Source organism: Thermovibrio sp. (assembly GCA_015488335.1).
Taxonomy (GTDB): domain Bacteria; phylum Aquificota; class Aquificia; order Desulfurobacteriales; family Desulfurobacteriaceae; genus Balnearium.
On sequence record WFNZ01000042.1, the window covers coordinates 1 to 21,077 of the forward strand.

Below are 21,077 nucleotides of genomic sequence, written 5' to 3' on the forward strand. Positions count from 1 at the left end.
ACCAAATGCCCTTACTGTGGAAGGTTTATTTACAGTAAAGTGGCAACCAGATAGTTCTGCTCTGCTCCTCTTCCCTTCTCCTTTTTATTTTCTTTCTTCTTTTTTCTGCTTAAAAATAAAATGGCTCCCCGGGCCGGGCTCGAACCAGCGACCTGGTGGTTAACAGCCACCCGCTCTACCAGCTGAGCTACCGGGGAGCTTTGCTGACGAGTAATATAGGAAGTAAGCGTCAGGGTGTCAAGGGGGTGGTGCCGTAGTTTTGCCACTTTAAGAGAGAAACACTAAATTTGTTAACCGTTAAAACCTTGTGGAGGTTAGAGCCTTGGAAACGCTTATGTTTGTGGTTTTTGTTACATTTCTTTTAAACCTGCCCTTTGGCTGGCTCAGGGAAGGCGTGAGGAAGTTTTCACCTCTATGGTTCCTTTATGTTCACCTGCCGATACCGTTCATAATTGCCCTGAGGATCGGCCTTGGAGTTCCCTGGAAGTTTGCTCCCCTTCTCATAGCCGTTGCCGTTTTGGGACAGTTTGTTGGGGCCCGTTTAAGGAGGAGGCAGTTTGCCTCTCTTAACCTGGAGGAGTGATGGAGTTCAGAGGGACAACTATCTGTGCCGTTTTGAGAGACGGAAAAGTTGCCATGGCCGGAGATGGTCAGGTTACGCTGGGGAATACGGTTTTTAAAAACGGGGCAAGAAAAGTCAGGAAGATTTACGGTGGTAGAGTCCTTACCGGTTTTGCCGGTTCCGTTGCAGACGCCTTTGCCCTTTTAGAGCGGTTTGAAGATAAACTTCAGACTTTCGGAGGAAACCTTTTAAAGTCTGCTGTTGAGCTCGCAAAAGACTGGAGAACAGACAGGGTTTTAAGGCGTCTTGAGGCAATGCTTTTAGTTGCAGATACAACCAGAATTCTCCTTATTTCCGGGAATGGAGATGTTATAGAGCCTGACATTCCCGTTATGGCTATAGGTTCTGGGGGACCTTACGCTCAGGCTGCTGCAACTGCCCTTTATCAGAATACAGACCTTTCGGCCAGAGATATTGCCTACAAGTCGCTGGAGATTGCAGGGAACATCTGTATCTATACGAATACAAACATAGTTGTTGAAGAACTGCCTTAAGGAGGTCGAATGTTCAAAAAGCTCTTTGGGAGCTCCGATTCAGAAAATCCTGAAAAGAAAGGCGTAAGGAAAAACGATAGTTTCCTTACGCCAAAGCAGATAGTTGAAGAGCTTGACAAATACGTTGTAGGGCAGAAAGAGGCCAAGAAGGCCGTTGCCATAGCCCTCAGGAACAGGTGGCGCCGCCAGAGGCTTCCTGAGGATATGAGGGAAGAGGTTGTTCCCAAAAACATAATAATGATTGGCCCTACTGGAGTTGGAAAGACTGAAATTGCAAGGAGACTTGCAAAGCTTGTGAGAGCTCCCTTCATAAAGGTTGAAGCCACAAAGTTTACTGAAGTTGGATACGTTGGAAGGGACGTTGAGTCAATAATAAGGGATCTGGTTGAAATTGCCGTTAATATGGTTAAAGAGGAGAAAATTGCTGAAGTTGAAGAGAGGGCACGGGAGCTTGCCTACGATAGACTTGCAGAGATAATGGTTCCCGAACCCCAGCAGACTCAGTCCGTTCAGAGCCTCTTTGACGTTTTCCTTCCACAGAAACCCCAGACAGACGTTGAGAGGGAGAGCTCCCGCCTTAAAGACGAAAGGAACAGGGTAAAGAAACTCTTAAAAGAGGGAAAGCTTGACGATGAGACTGTTGAAATACCTGTAACGGTTGAAGGGCCAAAGGTCAACGTAATAGGCCTCGGCGGAGATATGCAGAACATTCAAGAGATGCTCTCCTCTCTTCTTCCAAAGCCCAAGAAACTCAGGAAGATGAAGGTAAAAGAGGCTCTCCGCTACCTCACTCAGGAGGAGGCCCAGAAGCTGATAGACATGGACGAAGTGATAAGGGAAGCAATAGACAGGGCGGAGAACCAGGGAATCATTTTCATAGATGAAATAGACAAAGTGGCAGCAAGGAGTGGAGCTCGGGGCCCCGACGTTTCAAGGGAGGGCGTTCAGAGAGACCTTCTTCCCATAGTTGAAGGCTGTAAAGTCTCTACCCGCTACGGCCTTGTAAGGACAGACCACATGCTCTTTATAGCCGCAGGAGCCTTCCACATTGCAAAGCCTTCAGATTTGCTGCCGGAGCTCCAGGGAAGGTTCCCCATAAGGGTTGAGCTTAAGCCCCTTACAAAGGAGGACTTTGTCAGAATTCTGACAGAACCAAAAAACGCCCTTACAAAACAGTACAAAGCCCTTCTTGCTGCTGAAGGAGTTGACATAGAGTTCACTCCAGACGGCATTGAGGAGATCGCCAGAATAGCTGAGGAAGCCAATACAAAGGCAGAAAATATTGGAGCAAGGCGCCTTCACACCGTTCTTGAGAGGCTTCTTGAAGACCTTTCCTTCAACGCTCCTGAGATGAAAGGGCAGAAAGTTGTTATTGACAGAGAATACGTAAGGAAAAGACTTGAAGGAATAATAAAAGATGAAGACCTGACGAGGTATATCCTCTGATGGAGAAGCTACTTTCTGTAGCTAAGAAAGTAGGAGACGGGAAAAAGGCCTTTTTCAGCGTAGACAGTGCAGAGAACTTCTACCTTACATCCTTCAGGTCAACTTTTGGAATAGCAGTAGTTACAGGAGATGGCCGATTCTACTTCTTTACAGACGGCCGCTACATTGAGAGGGCGGAAAAGGAAGTAAGGGGATTTAAAGTTCTAAAGTGGGAAGGTTGGGAGAAGCTTATAGGTTTTCTGAAAGATGAAGGGATAGAGATTCTGATATTAGACCCGAACAGGGTTAAACTCTCTACTGTTAAAAGGCTCTCTCTATTCCAGCTGGAAGAGGAACCGGGTTTCCTCTCTGAGTTTAGAGCAGTTAAGAGTGAAGAGGAAATCTCGCTGATAACGAGAGCCGTTCAGATTGCAGAAATCTCCATTAAAAGCGTTCTCCACTTTCTAAAACCGGGAATAACGGAGATTGAGTTCAGGAGGGAGCTCCTTTCAGCTTTCTTTAAATTTGGTGGAGAGGGAGAGGCCTTTCCCACAATTGTTGCCTCTGGTCCCAACTCTTCAGTTCCCCATTGGGAAACGGGAAGGCGGGAGATAAAAGACGGAGACATTGTAATTGTTGACTTTGGAACGGTTTATAGGGGCTATGTTTCAGATATAACCAGAACCTTCCTCATCGGCAACGTTCCTTCACAGCTAAGAGAGATTTACGATGCTGTAAGGGAAGCTCAGGAGGTAGGAATAAGGGAGCTCCGCTCCGGTAAGTCGTGCAGGAGCGTTGACAGGGCAGTAAGAGAGTTCCTTGAGAAAAAAGGTTTTGGCGAGTATTTTGTCCACTCGTTGGGTCACGGAATTGGAGTGGAGGTTCACGAATCCCCCACCCTTTCGTCTAAATCAAACGAGGTTCTAAGGAAAGGAAACGTTGTTACAGTTGAGCCTGGAGTTTACATCCCCGGACTTGGAGGAGTTCGTATAGAAGACGACTGCTACGTTACAGAAAACAGAGCATTTTCTCTTGTTGGCCTGGAAAAGTAGCTATGGAGTTTGCAGTTCTTAAAACCTGTGGAAAGGCAAGGCTTGGCCTTTTAAAGGGAACCCACGGAGTAACAGAAACCCCCTGCTTTATGCCCGTTGGAACCCTTGGAGCCGTTAAGGGGCTTACCTGGGAGCAGGTTTCCCGAATGGGCTACCACTTAGTTCTTTCAAACGTCTACCATCTCTACCTAAGACCTGGTCTTGAGGTGATAGAGTCTGCAGGAGGAATCCACGCCTTTACCGGCTGGAATGAGCTGATACTTACAGACAGCGGAGGATTTCAGGTTTTCAGCCTCGGGAAACTTATGAAAATAACGGAAGAGGGTGTGGAGTTCCGCTCCCACATAGACGGGTCAAAACACTTCTTTACCCCTGAGTTTGTCGTTGAGTTTGAGGAGAGGATAGGAGTTGACATAGGAATGGTTTTAGATGAGTGCACTCCCTACCCTGCAACCTACGAGTATGCGAAGCACTCAATGGAGAGAACTGTTCGCTGGGCAGAAAGGAGTATAAAAGCAAGAACAACAGATAAAACTGCTCTCTTTGGTATTGTTCAGGGAGGGGTTTACGAAGATTTGAGGCTTAAATGTGTGGAGCTCCTCACAAAACTCCCCTTTGACGGCTACGCCATAGGGGGCTTAAGCGTTGGAGAGCCGAAAGAGGAGATGTACAGGATAACGGCCCTTGTTGCGCCGGAGCTCCCCTCTGACAAACCCCGCTACTTAATGGGGGTTGGAACTCCTTTAGACATTATTACAGCAGTGGAAAACGGCGTTGACATGTTTGACTGTGTAATGCCAACAAGAAATGCCCGAAACGGGACACTCTTTACAAGTGAAGGGAAGATAAACATAAAGGCGGCCAAGTATAAGAAAGACTTTACTCCTTTAGATCCCAACTGTGACTGCTACACCTGTAGAAACTTTACAAAGGCCTACCTTCGTCATCTCTACGTATCCGGAGAGATTAACGCCGTGATTCTCAATACGATCCATAATCTTCATTACTATTCTAAATTAATGAAAAGCATAAGAGAAGCCATTAAAAGAGAAAGGTTAGATGAATTAGAAAAGCAATTAAAGAGCAAGTATAACAATTAATTACTTTTAAAGTTTTTTGCTAAGAAGAAGTTTATAATTTTGCCGATATTAAACAACTTTACAGGGGGAAAAGGTGAGGAAATACTTATTACTCTTAGTATTACCTGTTATTTTCGTTCTATCTTTCTTAGCATCTCCTGCATTCTCTGCTTCTCAACCTCTGAAGCTGGAAACTAAGGGATTCTTAGTTGTTAATGAAATTAAAGGAGGCAAGAAGAGGGAGTTACTTAAACCCCTTCCGGAAAAGGTCTATCCCAGGGACATTATTGAGTATCAGATAACTGTTAAGAATATATCCAAGAACGGTTTGAAAAATGTGGAAATAAAGGCTCAAATTCCTAAATCAACCGTTTATGTGGAGCATTCGGCTAACGGTAATCCCCTCTTTTCTATTGATGGGGGAAAGTCCTTTTCTCCAGAACCTGTAAAGTACAGAGTTGTTGAAAACGGAAAGGAAAAAGAGAAGATAGCCACTCCTGATATGTATACAAACATAATGTGGAAAATTCCGCAGCTCCTTCCTGGTACTTCAGAAGTTCTGAAGTATAGGGTGAAAGTTAAATAATAACGTTGCTTTAGATGGGGCATCAAAAACACAACCTTAATAAAAGGAGTGAAACATGTGGGGGAAAAGGCGAGTCCGAAGACTACTAACCTCGTCACTGCCCCTGCTGGGTCTTATTGGAGGTATGGCTCTGTTTTCGCCTCAGGCCAGAGCTTTAACCCCAGCAGGGACAGTGATCAGTAACGCTGCAACTGCTGTCTACATGGATGAAGACAACAACAAGTACACAACCACATCAAACGTAGTCCAGACGACCGTTGAAGCGGTCTGCTCCGTAACAACTGCCGGTGGTGGAGACTATCAGGGAACGCCAGGTCAAACTGTTTACGTTCCATTTGAGGTTACCAACAAAGGTAACTCACAGTTCACATTCAACCTTTCAACTGTTGAGGTTTCTGGTCCCAACTACACGAAGCACATCTATCTTGACGAGAACCAGAACGGTCTTGTTGATCCAGGTGAACAGGAAGTATCTTCTGTTACCCTCGGTATGGGAGAGACAAAGCACATCGTTGTGGCAGTTTCTGTAGATCCTGGGGCAAACGTCGGAGATAAAGATCAGTTTAAACTCCACGTTGAGAATCCAGATAATTCTTCCTGTGCCTCTGATCAAGATGCTTCTGTAACTGTAATCAGCGATGCTCTAATTCAGGCAACCAAGTCGGTTGATAAAACTCAGGCTAAACCAGGTGATGTGCTTACTTACCGTGTAGCCTTCAAAAACGTTGGACTTAAGGCAGCTAAGTCTGTTGATGGTCTGAAGGTAGACCTTAATGATGACGGCAATATTGACAACAGCGAACAGGACGTTGAAGGTATCATCATTAAAGACCAGATTCCAACTGGAGCAACTTACAAGTCAGGTTCTGCGACGGGAGCTCCTTCCAACGGTTATCCGGTCTATTCAAGCGACGGGCAGAACTGGTACAAGTCTGAAGATAAGGTACCTAACGGTGTTAAATATGTGGGATTCTTCATTCCAGACAGCAATCCAACAGACAACGTTAAGGAGGATGTTCTTGATTCAGACCAGGAAGGCTACCTTGAATTCCAGGTTACAGTTGACTCTCCTTTTGATGACAAGGATCTTAGCGTAGATAACGAAGCAATTATTGACTACGCTAAGTCTGACGGAACTGATGAGGAAGTTGATACTAACGATGTCCATACCAAAATTCCCCCAACTGCAGCTGCCGATATCGCCGTAAGCCAGCAAGTTGCTTCCTGGGATCAGGTAGAAGAAGATAGCGGAAACAACTGGCAGGATGACAATACTGTAGCTCAGGCACCTGCAGGAAGCTGGGTTGAGTTCAGACACTCTGCAGCCAACAGATCCAGTTCCGATGACGTTATAGAGCTCTCAGCAGAGAATGTTCCTCAGGGATGGATCGTTGAGTTCTGGAACGCAGACGGAACAGCCAAGCTTATAGATACCGACGGAGACGGTAAAGTAGACCTTGGAACTGTTCCTGGTCAGTCTAAAAAGGATTTCGTTGTTAAAGTCTACATTCCGGCAAACGCAACTTCTGGTGGTTATGTAGATGTTGTTGCTACTTCAAAGAACAATCCTTCTGAGCAGGATAAGTCTCGTGATACAGTTCAGAATGTTGTTCAATCCGGTGTAGACCTTGGTAAAGCTGGGACAGTAGGAGATGATGTAAACAATCCTTCCGACGGTAACACAGATGGAACGAACGACTCAGATGACGTTCTGCCTGGAGATAACGGACATAACGGCGTTGTAGATATTGTTAACCCGGGAGAGACAGCGATTTATCCTCTTGAAGTGGCTAACACTGGTGCCTCCTCAGACCAGTATAACCTTTCAGCAACACTACCTTCTGAGCTTTCAGATTCTAAAGTTCAGTTTATGACAGACCCCAACTGTGATGGTGACCCATCAGATGGTCAGGTAATTACGAATACACCTCTTCTTGGTGGAACACTTCTTAAATCTGCTGCAGCAACAGGAACGAACACACTTACCGTTTACGACGTTGCCAACTTCTCGGCCGGTGATACTGTAATTGTGGGAGCTGGTACAGACCATGCTGAGAAAGTGAAAGTTCAATCTGTAGATGCTAACGCTGGAACGATTACTCTTGCTGGAAATCTGACAAAAGACCATGCTGCAGGTGAAAGGATTTCAGAAGATGTATGTGTTGTACTTGAGGTGACAACAACCGACAGTACACCTCCGGGAGATTACAACGTAGTTGTTAATTCAACTTCCAAGAATTCGGGAGTTACAGACAGTATTGATGCATACCTGAAGGTTAACGAAATTTGTGGAGTTTCTGTTTCACCCGACCACTCTGATCAATTACCACCGTCTGGAACAACTAGCTATCAGCATGTAGTAAAGAACGCCGGTAATACAGATGCAACAGTTACAATAACCCTTGATACGAGCAACAAGCAACTCTCTTATACAATACTTGATGAGAACAAGAACCCTGTTGGAACTACTTACACTGTTACACTTACTCCAGGTGAACAGAAGACCTTCTATGTAAAAGTCAATGCACCCAGTGACGTTGCTTCCGGTTACGTTGAGAACCTGACAGTTAAAGCTGAGTCTGATATCAATGGGGATAACACGCCAGACTGTACCGATGAAGCAGTTGATACAACTACAATTATCTCCGGTTACCTCCAGCTTACTAAGACGAAAGACGAGCTTGATACAGGAGGTATTAACAGCTCAGGTGCCTGTACAACAACTCCCGACGGTGTAGTTCCAGGTCCGTGCGATACTATCGTTTATCACGTTGAGTACAAGAACATTGGTGATAAAGACGCCCTCAACGTCATAATTACTGACCCAATTCCAGATCACACAACCTACGTTCCGGGTTCTCTCTGCCTTGATACAAACTGTGACGGAACCTGCGATACAAACCTTACAGATGCTTCTGGAGATGACCAGGCTGAATACGATGCCGCCAATAACCTCGTAAGGTTTAGGGTTGGAACAGGTGCAGATGCTACAAAAGGTGGAAAGGTTGCACCTAACGAGAGTGGTTGTGTGATATTCAAAGTCAAAATTCAGTAATTTTTCTGGCTTTACTTTTGGGGGATAATCTTCTCCCCCTTTTAGTCCAACTTCTTGAGGGTAGATAGTGGTAAGAAGATTTTTCCTAATCTGTTTTGTCTTAGTAGGGGTTCTTCTTAATAATGGTTGGGCTGTTTCTAAAAGCGGAACTGTCATATCAAATACAGCCGTCTGTACTTATGTTTCTCCGGAGGGTAACAAGTACACGCAGCTTTCAAATACGGTTGAAACTGTAGTAGCCCAGGTTTACGGAGTTCTGATTGAGCCCAATAAATTGGAGTTGGACTCATCACCCGGAAGCTTTGTTGAGTTCCCATTTCTTTTAGAGAATACAGGCAACGGGAAAGACCGTTTTACCATTGCTGTGGAAAATCTATCGGGAGATAGTGGTGATCTCAGAAATTTCCAGATTTTTTACGATGAAAATGGAAATGGGAAGGTTGATATAGGAGAAAAGCCGATTTCTAAAACTAATATTTTGCAACCAGGGGAGGTTATATCACTTGTTTTAAAAGGAAAAATACCTACTGATGTTTTAAAAGGGAAAATAGATGTTCAAATAATTGGTAAATCTTTAGGGGATAAAACAAAAGAAGACTCAAATAATGTCTATTCTGTTATGATTACTGAAGGAGCCTTTTTAACGATTAGGAAGTATTCCAGTGTTTCTAAAGTTAAACCTGGAGAAAGATTCTCATACACTATAAGTTTTGAGAATACTGGCAGTAAAGATATAGAAGGAGCAAAGTTATTTACTGACTTTAATAATGATGGTTCACCTGAAGAGAGAAGGGGAATATTAGTTTTTGATGAGCTGCCTAATGGTTTTATCTTTAAAAACCTTTATACAAATCTGTTTAACTGGGTTGTTGTTTATAAAGGAACCAGGGATTCTTACTGGAAACGGACTGTTAATGATATTACTGGTAGTTTAAAGTATGTTGGCCTACTCTCACCTGAAAATACTGAATTTTCAGCTTCAGAATTTGGAAAATTTACGATTAATGGATATCTGAGTTCCTATTTCTCAAGAACAGTTTTGAGAAATAGAGCTTATGGCCTCTATTCTTCTGATGGAAAAAGAAAATTTGTTGAATCTAATACGGCTGTTATTGACGTAGAACCAGTTGTTAAGGTTGTTGTTGATGATACTGATGATGGAATTAGTTATTCTGGAAGTGGTAAGCCTGATGATCAGGATGATTTAACAACTATTAATGGGATTTCTACGGATAGCTGGGCTGTTTTCAAGAATGAAGCGTGGAATTTAGGAAGTAGAACAGATGTTGTAAATTTGACAGTTTATAAGTCTTTCTCTCAGAACCTATCAGGCCTTACCGTTAAGTTCTACGATGCCAGTGGTAGGGTTTTAACAGACTCCGATGGTGACGGACTTCCTGATACAGGTCCGATTCCACCGGGGGATAGAAAGGTTTTCTACACAAAGGTTTTTATCCCTGCTAATTATGGTAGAAATTCCTTCTTACTGGCTATTAAGGGGATTTCATCTATAGAACCTGACGTTTATGACTATACCTACGATAAAGCAGAAAACGTTGAAAAAGTAGGGATAGTTTTAAAAGCAAAGATGGTTTCTATTGGTGGTCTATCTGAACAAGTTGTAAGGAACCGTAGAATTGTTGCTTACGAGTATGCTCCCAATGGAAAGTTAGTAAGAAAGAAATTTTTTATGACTGATGGTTCTGGTTTTATTTCCCTGGATAGTTCTGGAGCTCCTCTTTCTCTCTACTCCTGGATGAGGGACGGTTATCTTTACAGAATAGCCTTAAAAAACGAAAACAACGGTCTGTTCTACTACCTGTCTCCGCCCATAGAGAAGCGGTTTCTAAATGCTGTTGATAAGCCCGGGGATTCAGCCTGTTGGAACTGGCAGATGGACAGGGTTAGCTGTTCGGATAAATCTGCAGTTGTAAGATTGGTTGTAAACAACGATGGAACGAGGGTTTTAAGACTTCCTTTAGATCCTGCTGGGTACGTTTATGATGCTATTACTGGTAAGCGGATTGATGGAGCTTGTGTCCGTTTTTATAGATGTTCTGATAGCTCATGTTCCTCTTTTACTCTTGTTGATCCTTCAAGGCTTGACTTTTATCCAGATGGAATTACCAAACAGGAGAATCCTCAGGTTTCAGGACCTACTGATGTTAACGGTAATTCTGTAGGTTTAGGTGATGGAGATTTTGCATTTCAGATAGCAAACTTTACCAGTTCTGATGTGGGTTGGTACTTTATAACTGTTGACTATGACTGTAACTATCCTGCCTCTGATAAGAAGTTAAAAGAAAAGTATAGTCCGGTTCACCTGAAAAAGAGCTCTGTATGGTCTCCTTACAGCGGAAAGCCATACACCGGTCAGAAATTTTACTTGGATTACTCTTTCCCAGGGGCTGTTGCTTTAAGAATTCCTATAGTACCTAAGGGTTTTAAAAAATTAGAGGTTAGAAAGTCTGTTTCTTCTTCTACGGCGTACTACGGAGATCTTGTGAGATGGAGAATAGAAGTTAAAAATCCTAATAGTTTTGATGTTTACGGTGTGAGGGTTTACGACTATCTTCCCCGTGGTTTCAGGTATAAAGGGGGAAGTACGAAAGTTGATGGAGAGAAATTTAAGGATCCTTCTACCACCTCTTCAGGTAGTTCTCTCATGTGGAACCTTGGAGAGCTTAAGGCGGGAGAGAGTAGGGAGATAACTTTTTACACTTACGTCACTCCAGGAGCAAAGGAAGGGAGAAGGAAAAATATAGCCAGAGCTTCTGGATGGATAGGTCTTTCTAAGGAGATTTCGGTTTCATCAAACGAGGCTTATGCGTACGTTAATATAGTTCCAGGTGTTTTTACCAGTAGAGGTTACATTATCGGTAGAGTATTCTTGGATAACAATAAAAATGGGATTCTGGATGAGGGGGAACCTGGAGTTGGCGGAGTAAAGATCTACATGGAGGACGGACGGTTTGCTGTTACAGATTCTGAAGGAAAGTACCACTTTGACGATGTTAGAGCAGGAACTCACGTTTTAAAAATAGATGAAACTACTGTTCCACCCAATGTTGTTTTAGCCGTTACAGGAAACAGGAACGCTGGGGATCCTAATTCGCTGTTTGTTGATCTCTTTCCAGGGGAACTCTTTAAGGCAAACTTTAGACTTATACCTCTACCAGCGAAAGTAAAGTCTTCAATTGGTGTTGAGAGAGCTGTTTCTGAAAAGGTAAGTGTTGAGAGGGGGATTGCTGCTGTACTTGTTGATCCAAAAGATCAAACTCTAATGTTAAAGCACTGTTTCTGTTTAAAAAATGGTGTTAATGCGCCTCTCTACGAAGTAAAGCTAACCGAAATTTCGCCCTTCCTTCCAGAGAAGGGAACTGCTAAGTTTAACGGAGCTCCCTTCAAAGATCCTCAAATAAACGGAAATAACTTTTCCTGGTATCTACCTGTTGTAGAGCCGAAAGAAACGGTTTGCCTTACATGGCTTTCAAAGCCTGTTTCTAAGGTAACAAACGTAGAGTCTGTGGTCTATTACAGTTTAAAGCCCTACGATGGAAAAGCCCAAAAGATTTCAGCAGCAATTCCTGTTATCTTCTCTGTTGAATCTCCAAGAACTTATGAAATTCAGGTTTACTTTGGTTTTGGCAGTTATAAACTCTCTGATGGTGCGAAAAAGTCTTTGAGGGCTCTTGCAGATTTCCTGAGGAAGCATGACTACAAGCAGATTTTCATAAGGATTGTAGGCCATACCGACAGTGTTAAAGTAAGTAAAAGTAACCGGCGCTATAGGAACAATAGAGAGCTTTCTTTAAAACGTGCTAAAGCTGTAGAGCACTTTTTGAGAGAACTTTTAATTGATACCAGAAAAGTAAAAATTGACTTTAAGGAATAAAAGATGCTAAAAAAGGGGGAATTTAGAAGTTTTCTACTTTTTGCTTCTGTTGTTGCCGGTGGGGTCTCTTCTCAAGCTCAGGCGAAGGAAGTTTCTCATTTTTATAGTGCTGAACTCATATCAACTTCAAATGAAGTAATTGCTCATTCTTACTTTAATTCTTTACCCAGTAAGCTAAAGGAAAAGGCATTTTTCTATAGAAAAGAAAACGGAGAGCTCTCTGTAAGGGTATTCCTGAAGAAAAGGAGGGCTCTTACAAAGGCTGAAAAAAAGCTCCTCAGAGAGAGCGGAATTGAAGGATACAGAATTGTAAAGACTGACCCATCAAGGGTAGTAAGCCGTTCGCAAAAAACCACTAAACCTGGTCTCCATTCTGGAAACAGAACTGAGTCTGTGAAATTAAAGTCCGGTGATGGTTACAGGTGTGATCTCTTTCAGCATCCGGAAATTGTGTTTCAGGTTGAAGGCCATGGAGCTTTAGAGCCCAAAGTAAGGAACGTTACCTCTTCATATCCCGGAACTTTCCAGAATAGACGTGCAGAGATAAAGATAAAAGCCTTTGCTCCTAAAGTTGTTAGAAAAACAGTTTCTCCTTTTGGAGCTTCAGTAAAGTCTGTTCCCTTTTTGAAAGGTTATCTCACAACTTACAAGTTGAACGTAAAGGAGCTTTATCCTGTAAGTTTAAAAAATGTAAAAGTTGTCTTAGAGCTGCCTAAAGAGTCTAAAATTGTGGCAGGAACACCGTTGATCAATGGAAAGCCGGTTGTTCCTGAGAGGAAGGGGGAGCTCCTCTTTATCCCTGTAGGTTTTTTAAAACCTAATGGTGGTTTTACTCTAGAAATTCGTTTTACCTCTCCTAAAAAGATTGAAAAGATAAAATCTGTAGTTTTTGCAGAAACAGAAAGTGGGAGTACTTTAACTTTCAGTAAAGACGGTAATTTTGTCAAAGAACTTTCAGAGAAAACGGGATTTCAGCGGATCTCTAGACAAATAAAGAAAAAAAGAGCCCATAAGATTAGGGCAAGTATACTGTATCCCTCATCCGACGTTATTGTTCCTCAGCCCGTAACAGAGATTTACGTTTCTGTTCCTATTAGAAGCAAGTATCTTCTTCTTCTTAATGGAGAGAAGATACCTAAAAAATTTCGGGCTGAAAAGGGAGTAGATAGGGCTCGTCAATTAATTCTGCTTAAATATTACGGCGTTCCATTAAAGGAAGGGGTTAACAAGCTTAGGTTAGTTATTGATGGAAAAGTGGTTGAAGAGAGGAAAATCACAGTTTCTTCTGATATTTCAGACTTTAAATTCAAAGTTTTTCCTAAAAGACCTGTTGCGGATGGTAGAAGCTATGCCTATGTAGTAGTAGAAGCTTATGATAAAAACGGGAATCCAGCAAAAGAAAATACTTACATTACCGTTACAGTTGATAAAGGAGATATTTTTGACTACTCAACTGGAAGGTTTGAGAAATTTCAAGACCATCCTTTACGTGTTCAGCTTGTGAATGGTCGGGCTGTTCTGAAACTTTCGCCGGCCAAGAGTATAGAGGATAGGAAAATAACTGTAACTTACGGAGAGATTAGTAGAGACTTCACAATCCAGTTCTATCCTGAAAAGAGGCCCTGGATAGTTGTCGGTGAACTTGAGGGGGATTTGGGAGTTTCCTCTATCCATAATTCTCCACCGAAACTTGAGGATATGCCCTTTGATCACTCAAAAAGTGGAACTCATGTAAGAGGTAGGGGAGCCGTTTTTGCTAAGGGAAGTTTGAAAGATTTTGTTATTACTCTTCGTTACGATACGAAGAAGCCAGATGATGTTCTCTTACAGCAAAATACCCCTTCAACGGAAGAGGGTGAATTTTATCCAGTTTATGGTGATGATTCGGAGCAGTACTTTGAAGCTAAAAGCAAAAGGCATCTCTTTTTAAGAGTAGAAAAGGGTATTTCTTACAGCCTCTTTGGAGACTTTAGAACAAATTTTGGAGATGAGTTTGATTACAACAGGTACGATAGAACTTTTAACGGAATTCTTCTAAACCTTGAAAAGAAGAAAAACTACAGGGTAAGAGCTTTTGTAACGAAGAACGATCAGGATATTGTTAGAGAGGAGTTTAGGGGTAAGGGAACGTCTGGACCTTTCTTCTTAAAAGGTTCTGTAGAGCCTTATTCTGAGAAAGTATGGATAGAGATAAGGGACAGATACAACCCTCAGGTTGTTCTTAAGAGGAAAGAACTAAACAGGTTTACTGATTATGAAATTAACTATACCGAAGGTTTTATTGTTTTAAAAGAACCACTCCCTGAATTTGATGAAAACCTGAATCCTGAGTATCTGATTGTTAAATACGAAACAACAGCCTTGTCGGAAGAAAAGTACTTCTATGGATTGAGAGTAGAAAAGTGGATAAAGGGTGTAAGATTTGGTCTCTTTTCTGTTAAGGAGGAGCATCCTATTAGGGATAGGAAGCTCCTTGGGGCAGATTTTTACTATAACAGAAATTCCTTAAAGGTTTTAGGGGAGTTTTCCAGGTCTTTGGGGTTTGAGAATGAAGATTTAACCTCTACTTCAGGAAGAGCTTACAGGTTAGAAGCCGATTACAGTTCTTCAGGAGCTTCTGGAAAACTCTTTTTCAAAAGGGTTACAGAGGGTTTTCAAAACCCGTCTTCAGATACGACCGAGGAGGCTTACAGAACTTACGGTTATCAGTTTTCAAAGGATTGGAAGAAGTTTAAGCTCTCTTCTTCGGGAACTGTTGAAAGTAGAGGAGGTATAGACCGGAAAGAAGCTGATATAAGGGAAACTTATCTCTTTACCAATAAGCTTTCACTCGGGGCTGGTTTAAGGTGGAACAGAGAGGAAAGGGAAGATGCGACAGATTCCTACCTTCAGGGAATTGGGGAGCTCCACTGGAACGTAACCGATAAGCTCTCTCTCTCCTTAAGACGCGAACAGTCCTTTTCAGGTAGGAACAACTCAACCTACTACCCCAATAGAACCGTTGGTAAAGTCTCTTACCGTTTAAATCCCAACCTCACCGCCTACCTTCAGTCGGAGTACAGAGAACTTGAAGATAGAGACGAAAGCCTTACAACCTTCGGCCTCAACTCAAAGCTTGATGAAAACACAACGGCATATTCTAAGTACACCCTTGACGATTCCGCTTCCGGCTGGAGAGTTCAGTCCCACCTTGGGCTGAACAGGACTTTTAAGTACAGCGATAAAGTTTCCTTTGACCTGGGTGGAGAAAACGTTCACACTTACCGAGGTGAGGGGAGCTCCGACTACACCGCTTTAAGGTTCAGGGGAACTTACAGACAGAGTGAGAAATACCTTCTTTCTGGTGATTACGAGATAAGGTTTGGAAACGTTAAAACGGAACACCTACTGAGGGCTGGTGGGATTTTTAAGGTAGGTAAAGATTACACTCTATTTCTCAGAGACCGTTTCTTTATCTCGTCCTATAAAGAGCACGATCTTCTCTTTGGGCTTGCCAGGCGGCCCATGTTAAACGATAAATTGAACTGGCTCTTAAAACTCAGATTAAAGCTCTCAGATAAAGATGAGGTAACGAAAAAAGCGATTCTCTCCACTCATATCAACTATCAGCCAGTTTACAGGTTGACCCTTATGGGGGAGTATGCACTTAAGTATGAAAATGTTAAGTCTGTGGGAACATCTCTTATAGATCTTTTAAGGGGAAGAATCACTTACGACTTAACCGATAGGTTTGATGTGAACTTCCACGCCGGAATTATGAGGAACGTTAATACGAGCAGCTACCTTCTGAGCTGGGGACCGGAAGTTGGAGTGAGAGTAATAGAGAACTTCTGGGTTTCTGTAGGTTACAACTTTTCAGGCTTTTACGATAGGGACTTTGAAGATGCCAACTACTGGGCTAAAGGTTTCTATATGAAGTTCAGAGTAAAGTTTGACGAGAACACCTTTAGAAAGCTGGATAGACTTCTCAGTAGGAGAACCCGCTATGCGGATTAAAGAGATACTTTTTACCTTTTTTCTGAGCCTTATTCTAAGTTTTAGTGCAGCAGGATTTCCTTTATCAAAAAGAAGCCTTTTTGTTAAGTACCCTTTTCCAGGTAGAGCGAGAGTGAAAATTATTCTGGTAAATGATTTGAAAGAACCTCTGATATTTCAGAGTGTTTATAAACCGTGAGGTGTTCATGTGATTTTCCCGGGTGGAAAAGAGTGGCATTATGGGAAAAAGAAGGAGATACTTCTTAAAGGAATTCCACCTTTTAAGATTAGATTCTACTTTAAAGGTAAAAATTCTGGGAAATTATACGAATTTACAGTAAGAATTGGAAAGCAAGATAAGTATAATGAGGGGAGACTGCATGTTGAATATAAGAGATCTCTTTAAAATAGGGTTAATTTCCTTAGTTTTGGCTCTATTTTCCCTTTCCCTCTTTTCCTCTGTTTCTCTGGCAGACAGTGATAATAATGACGGAGATGATTTGACCTCTATATACAGTATTTCTGGACCTTTTGAACTTGTTGCCACAGGAGGCACTTTCAGAACGAAATCTAACGATGAGGACTGTACAGCTGTTACCGACTCTTCTACTGCTCAGCTCAGTCTCCCCACCGGTGCTCAGGTTGAAAAAGCCTTTCTCTTCTGGGCAGCTTCAGACAGTGAGATTGATGATACAGTAACCCTTAATGGAAGCCAGGTAATGGCTTCCTCTTCTAACTGTCATCTGTCGGAATACTCCGGCGTTAATGGCCTCTCTTTCTACGGCTGTTACGCAGACGTTACAGATCTTGTCAAATCTTACGGTTCTGGAACGTATACCCTTACAGATTTAACGATAAATACCGGAAGTCCCTGGAGTGACTACTGCACGGTTCTTGGTGGATGGTCTCTGATTGTCATTTATAAGGAATCAAACTCAACCGATATGAAGTATATTCACCTTTATGAAGGGTTTAAGATTGTCCATAATAACTCGTTTTCTAAGGATCTTACGGGGTTTATTGCAGCTGACAATCCGAGTTTAAAGGTTTTGAGCATTGTATGGGAGGGTGACCCCGATCTTAACAATAATGAGGAACTTGAAATTAACGGTCATGCTGCAGGAACAAACCTATTTGACTCCAATTCAACTGCCATTCCCAAAGACGATACCTACGGTGTTGATATAGACTCTGTTGATGCTTCTCAGTACGTTAATCCTGGAGATACTTCACTCAACTGGGCTTTCTCTACAGGACAGGACCTTGTTATTGTGTCTGCCCTTGCTATCTATGACTTGAAGGTTACAGGGTTTGCAGGTCACGTTTATGAGGATCCCAACGGTGATGGAAATATGGACGATAAAAAGCCTGTTGAAGGTGTTAAGGTAAAGCTGTTTTCAAAGGAAGGAGATTTAAAGGCTGAAACAACAACTGATAGCAACGGTTACTACTATTTTGCTAACCTTAATACCGACGATTACTACGTTGTTGTTGATTCGAAAACAGTTTCTCCTGTAGAAGGGTTAAACAGCGGGTATACTCAGGGTGATGTATGGGCAGAGCAAACCTATGTAAACGCTCCTTCTAATGGAGATAGTTACGCTAAAGGCCTATGTGATACTGATGCTGACAGTTCAACCGATCCTGAACAGGTTTCCGGTTCCCACGTCTGTTTTGGAGGATCTTACGGAAGTAGAAGTGATGATGCTTCAGATCTGGATAGCGCTGAACACAAGGCACTAATACATGTGGGGCTTGACACCCTTGCTAACGTTGACTTCGGCTTCAGCTTTAACGTTGTTACAAACGTTAATGACCGGGACGACGATTCCGATAACGGCAGAACCTGTCAGGGGTGTTTGAGGCAGTTTATTCAGAATGCAAATGCCATAAGCGGTTCCAATTACATGCACTTTGTTCCGGCTGTTCCTGAGAACTCTGGGAACTGGTGGACGGTTGTTCTGAATTTAGTGAGTGATTCCAATAACCTCTATGCACTTCCTCCTATAAAGGATTCTGGAACAACAGTTGATGGAACTGCCTACAGCTATCAGGATGGTACTACTGTCAGGGATACCAACACCGGTTCTGTCTCGGCCCCGGGAACTGTTGGAGTAGATCAGACTTCGCTTTCCCCTTATGAAAAACCAGAGCTTGAGGTTGACGGTAATTCAAAGGGTAGTGTCTTTACTGTTGACGCTTCAAACGTAGATATTGAAAAAGTTGCAGTTTTTAATACAGGGTGGGATACGGGTAAATACCCCAGCGCTGTTAAGGTTTTATCTGGCAGTAGCGTTACCGTTTCAGACTGCTTCCTTGGGGCAAAGGCTGATGGGAGCCTTCCAGACGTTGATAAGGCTGCAATGGAGGGAATTCACGTAAGGGCAGGGGCAGACGTTCATATTGACCACAACTACATTGCAGGTGAAGCTGATGCCGGGATAAGTATGGAAGGAACAGGAATAATGGAAAGAAACTACATATCCCATGTTGGTAGAAGTGCCCAGTGTGCCGATGGAATAAGTTTTGAGTTTATTAAGGATTCGCCTACTGTTAGAAGTAGGGATTCTGTTGTTGTAAGGGATAACTACATAGAGAAGTCTGCCGCTTACGGTGTTGAGAGCTGGGGAACTCCTGGTGCCTACACCATTTCGGACAACACCATTGTTGAGTCTGGAAGGGGAAATGAAAACGGTGATGTCTGTGGTGATGGAAACCTCAACACTACTGAACTTGGAGGTGTAAGGCTTTTTGGAAGTGGAAGTCTCGTTGAGAAAAACGTTATCCACGATAACCCGGGCAGCGGGGTTGTGGTTGTTGCTTTAGACAGCAGCACACCTTCCAAGCAGAACACGATTACGCAGAACATTTTTTACAACAACGGTGGTATCTCTATAGACCTTGATCAGACCCACATTGATGGAACAGGTGGTAGCGTTAACCCAAACGGTGATGGTGTAACTCCTAACGATGGTAGTAAGAACAGTGGTCAGCAGAATGCAGGGCTTGACTATCCTGTATTTACTACTGCTGTTCTCAATGGGAATACACTTCACCTTGAGGGCTACGTTGGGACTGAGAGTTCAAAAATTCAAGGGATGATGACGGTTGAGGTCTATAAGGCCGATGATGATGGAAACAACAACGGTGAAGTTTTTGAGGGTGATGGAAAGAGCGTGTCTCATGGAGAGGGCCACTGGTATCTTGGGAGTTGCACTACGGATAACGACGGAACATTTAGCTGCGATATAGATGTTTCAGGGAAAGGCCTCTCCGTTGGTGATGAAATTACAGGAACTGCTACAGATAGCGATGGAAATACGTCTGAATTTTCTGCAGATACTACTGTTTCTTCACAGCAGGGCGGTTATACGGTTTCAGGTTACGTTTATAACGATATAAACCACTCCTCAACCAGAGAGAGCTCCGAAGGTGGTATGGGCAGTGGAGTTACTGTTTACGTAAAGCTCTGCCAGAACGGTAACGTTGTTCAAGTTGCTGTTCCTGACCCGAATACTGGAGAGTACCAGTTTACCGATGTTCAAGAAGGCAGTTATGAGGTTCTCGAATCTCCAGATAATGGGGATTCCTGTTCTGAGGGAGCTCCCACCGGCTGGATTCCCACTACAGGTCTCAGTCAGAACATTTCCGTTTCCTCTAACCTTTCAGGGGTAAACTTCGGTAACTACCACGGTGAGAAGGTCTGCGGTTACGTCTTTAACGACAGAGGAGACGGTTCTTCATCATCGTCAGATGCCAACGATGCTGTATTTGAATCCTCAACAGAGAGGGGAATAAGCGGTGTAACTGTAAGAGTCTGCACAGATGCAGACTGTTCGTCTCCTATTGATACCACTACTACCGATAGTTCCGGCAGTTACTGTCTCTGGATACCTTCAGATTTTGACTCGGAAACTGTTTATATAGTTGAAACTGATCCTTCGGGTTACGTATCTACCGGTGATTCGGTAGGTTCAGATGTTAGTGCCAACTTCCAGAACGCTTCGGTAGAAAGGAACCGTCTGGAGCTAACGGTTTCTTCTGGGTCAACTGTTGAAAATTATAACTTTGGAGACGTTGGCAGAGTTCAGGTAGAGCCTCCTCAGAGTTACGTTGTCTCTCCAGGTAGTACTGTCACGATAAACCATGCGGTAAATCTATCAACTCCGGGAAAAGTCGCGGTTCTACTTACCAGTAAAGAAGGTTGGAGTTATACTGTTTACACAGACGAAGACTGTGATGGGAATCCTGATGCTTTGGTTCCTATGAATGATGGATACTTTGAACTTACCGGTGACTCTGTTTCTGCAGGACGTGTCTGTTTTGTTATAAGAACGAAAGTTCCTTCTTCTGCTTCTGGGCATACAGAAAAGCTGGACGTTACGGTGTTTGAAGACTGGAAGAATACAAGTGGTAACAACGGTAATACCGGCAGCGTTTACGATGATTCAAGTTCTCTGACAGATACAATTACTGTAAATCTGGCTCAGAGTGGAATACTGAAACTCTCAAAATGGGTGAGGAATGTAAATAGAGGAGAGGGTTTCAGCACTTCTAATAGAGCCAAGCCCTGTGAGTATCTGGAATATAGAATAGACTTTAAGAATGTAGGAGCTCAAGATGTGGTTAACCTGGTAATTTCCGATGTTATATCTGACGATGTTTCCCTTGTAACGAAAAGTTACGATGGTGAAGATGTTAAGCTTTATATTGAAGGTAAGGAGTTTCTAGGTTCTGTAGAAGATAGCCCTGATACAGATGGAGTCATTTTAATTGGTAATACTTTAGAAGTAGATGTTAATAAGCTGACGGATGGGGAGTTTAGGTTTATTAAACCTAATCAGAAAGGTAGCATTTACTATACTGTAAGGTTGAAGGGAGATTGCCAATAGCA

The 21,077-nt window shown here is 42.8% G+C and carries 10 protein-coding genes and 1 tRNA gene; 10 read left to right on the top strand and 1 reads right to left on the bottom strand.

Annotated features, from left to right (window positions below; all coding sequences use genetic code 11):
• Nucleotides 1–121 precede the first annotated feature (121 nt).
• Nucleotides 122–197, bottom strand: a tRNA-Asn gene (locus tag F8H35_RS04840).
• A gap of 125 nt (nt 198–322) precedes the next feature.
• On the opposite strand from F8H35_RS04840, the gene F8H35_RS04845 reads away from it, so the two are divergent.
• The 10 genes from F8H35_RS04845 (at nt 323) to F8H35_RS04890 (ending at nt 21,075) form a co-directional block, all read left to right on the top strand.
• Entirely contained in the window at nt 323–583 is a 261-nt protein-coding gene (locus F8H35_RS04845) for a hypothetical protein (protein ID WP_472572420.1), read from the top strand.
• Entirely contained in the window at nt 583–1,116 is a 534-nt protein-coding gene (hslV, locus tag F8H35_RS04850) for an ATP-dependent protease subunit HslV (RefSeq protein WP_472572421.1), read from the top strand. The genes F8H35_RS04845 and hslV overlap by 1 nt, the downstream gene beginning before the upstream one ends.
• A 9-nt stretch (nt 1,117–1,125) precedes the next feature.
• Nucleotides 1,126–2,562, top strand: coding sequence for an ATP-dependent protease ATPase subunit HslU (gene hslU, locus F8H35_RS04855; RefSeq protein WP_472572422.1), 1,437 nt, complete (start codon nt 1,126–1,128; stop codon nt 2,560–2,562).
• A complete protein-coding gene (locus tag F8H35_RS04860; protein ID WP_472572423.1) occupies nt 2,562–3,593 on the top strand; it encodes a M24 family metallopeptidase in 1,032 nt (343 codons plus the stop codon). Before hslU ends, F8H35_RS04860 begins: the two co-directional genes overlap by 1 nt.
• 2 nt (nt 3,594–3,595) lie before the next feature.
• A complete protein-coding gene (gene tgt, locus F8H35_RS04865) occupies nt 3,596–4,693 on the top strand; it encodes a tRNA guanosine(34) transglycosylase Tgt (RefSeq protein ID WP_472572424.1) in 1,098 nt (365 codons plus the stop codon).
• 73 nt (nt 4,694–4,766) lie between these two features.
• Nucleotides 4,767–5,258 carry a hypothetical protein gene (locus F8H35_RS04870; RefSeq protein WP_472572425.1) on the top strand — a complete coding sequence of 164 codons (492 nt, stop codon included), beginning with the start codon at nt 4,767–4,769 and terminating at the stop codon, nt 5,256–5,258.
• 124 nt (nt 5,259–5,382) lie between these two features.
• Entirely contained in the window at nt 5,383–8,313 is a 2,931-nt protein-coding gene (locus F8H35_RS04875; protein ID WP_472572426.1) for a hypothetical protein, read from the top strand.
• A 67-nt stretch (nt 8,314–8,380) separates the two neighbouring features.
• Nucleotides 8,381–12,208 carry an SdrD B-like domain-containing protein gene (locus F8H35_RS04880; protein WP_472572427.1) on the top strand — a complete coding sequence of 1,276 codons (3,828 nt, stop codon included), beginning with the start codon at nt 8,381–8,383 and terminating at the stop codon, nt 12,206–12,208.
• 3 nt (nt 12,209–12,211) lie between these two features.
• Nucleotides 12,212–16,204 carry a hypothetical protein gene (locus F8H35_RS04885; protein WP_472572428.1) on the top strand — a complete coding sequence of 1,331 codons (3,993 nt, stop codon included), beginning with the start codon at nt 12,212–12,214 and terminating at the stop codon, nt 16,202–16,204.
• Nucleotides 16,205–16,566: 362 nt separating this feature from the next.
• Nucleotides 16,567–21,075: an SdrD B-like domain-containing protein gene (locus F8H35_RS04890; protein ID WP_472572429.1), complete on the top strand. Its 4,509-nt coding sequence runs from the start codon at nt 16,567–16,569 to the stop codon at nt 21,073–21,075.
• The last annotated feature ends 2 nt before the right edge of the window (nt 21,076–21,077 follow it).

Bases quoted from the DNA above. Each gene is read 5' to 3' on its own strand.
- hslV (WP_472572421.1), top strand. From the start codon at position 583: ATGGAGTTCAGAGGGACAACTATCTGTGCCGTTTTGAGAGACGGAAAA.
- F8H35_RS04875 (WP_472572426.1), top strand. From the start codon at position 5,383: ATGGCTCTGTTTTCGCCTCAGGCCAGAGCTTTAACCCCAGCAGGGACA.
- F8H35_RS04885 (WP_472572428.1), top strand. From the start codon at position 12,212: ATGCTAAAAAAGGGGGAATTTAGAAGTTTTCTACTTTTTGCTTCTGTT.
- tgt (WP_472572424.1), top strand. From the start codon at position 3,596: ATGGAGTTTGCAGTTCTTAAAACCTGTGGAAAGGCAAGGCTTGGCCTT.
- F8H35_RS04860 (WP_472572423.1), top strand. From the start codon at position 2,562: ATGGAGAAGCTACTTTCTGTAGCTAAGAAAGTAGGAGACGGGAAAAAG.
- hslU (WP_472572422.1), top strand. From the start codon at position 1,126: ATGTTCAAAAAGCTCTTTGGGAGCTCCGATTCAGAAAATCCTGAAAAG.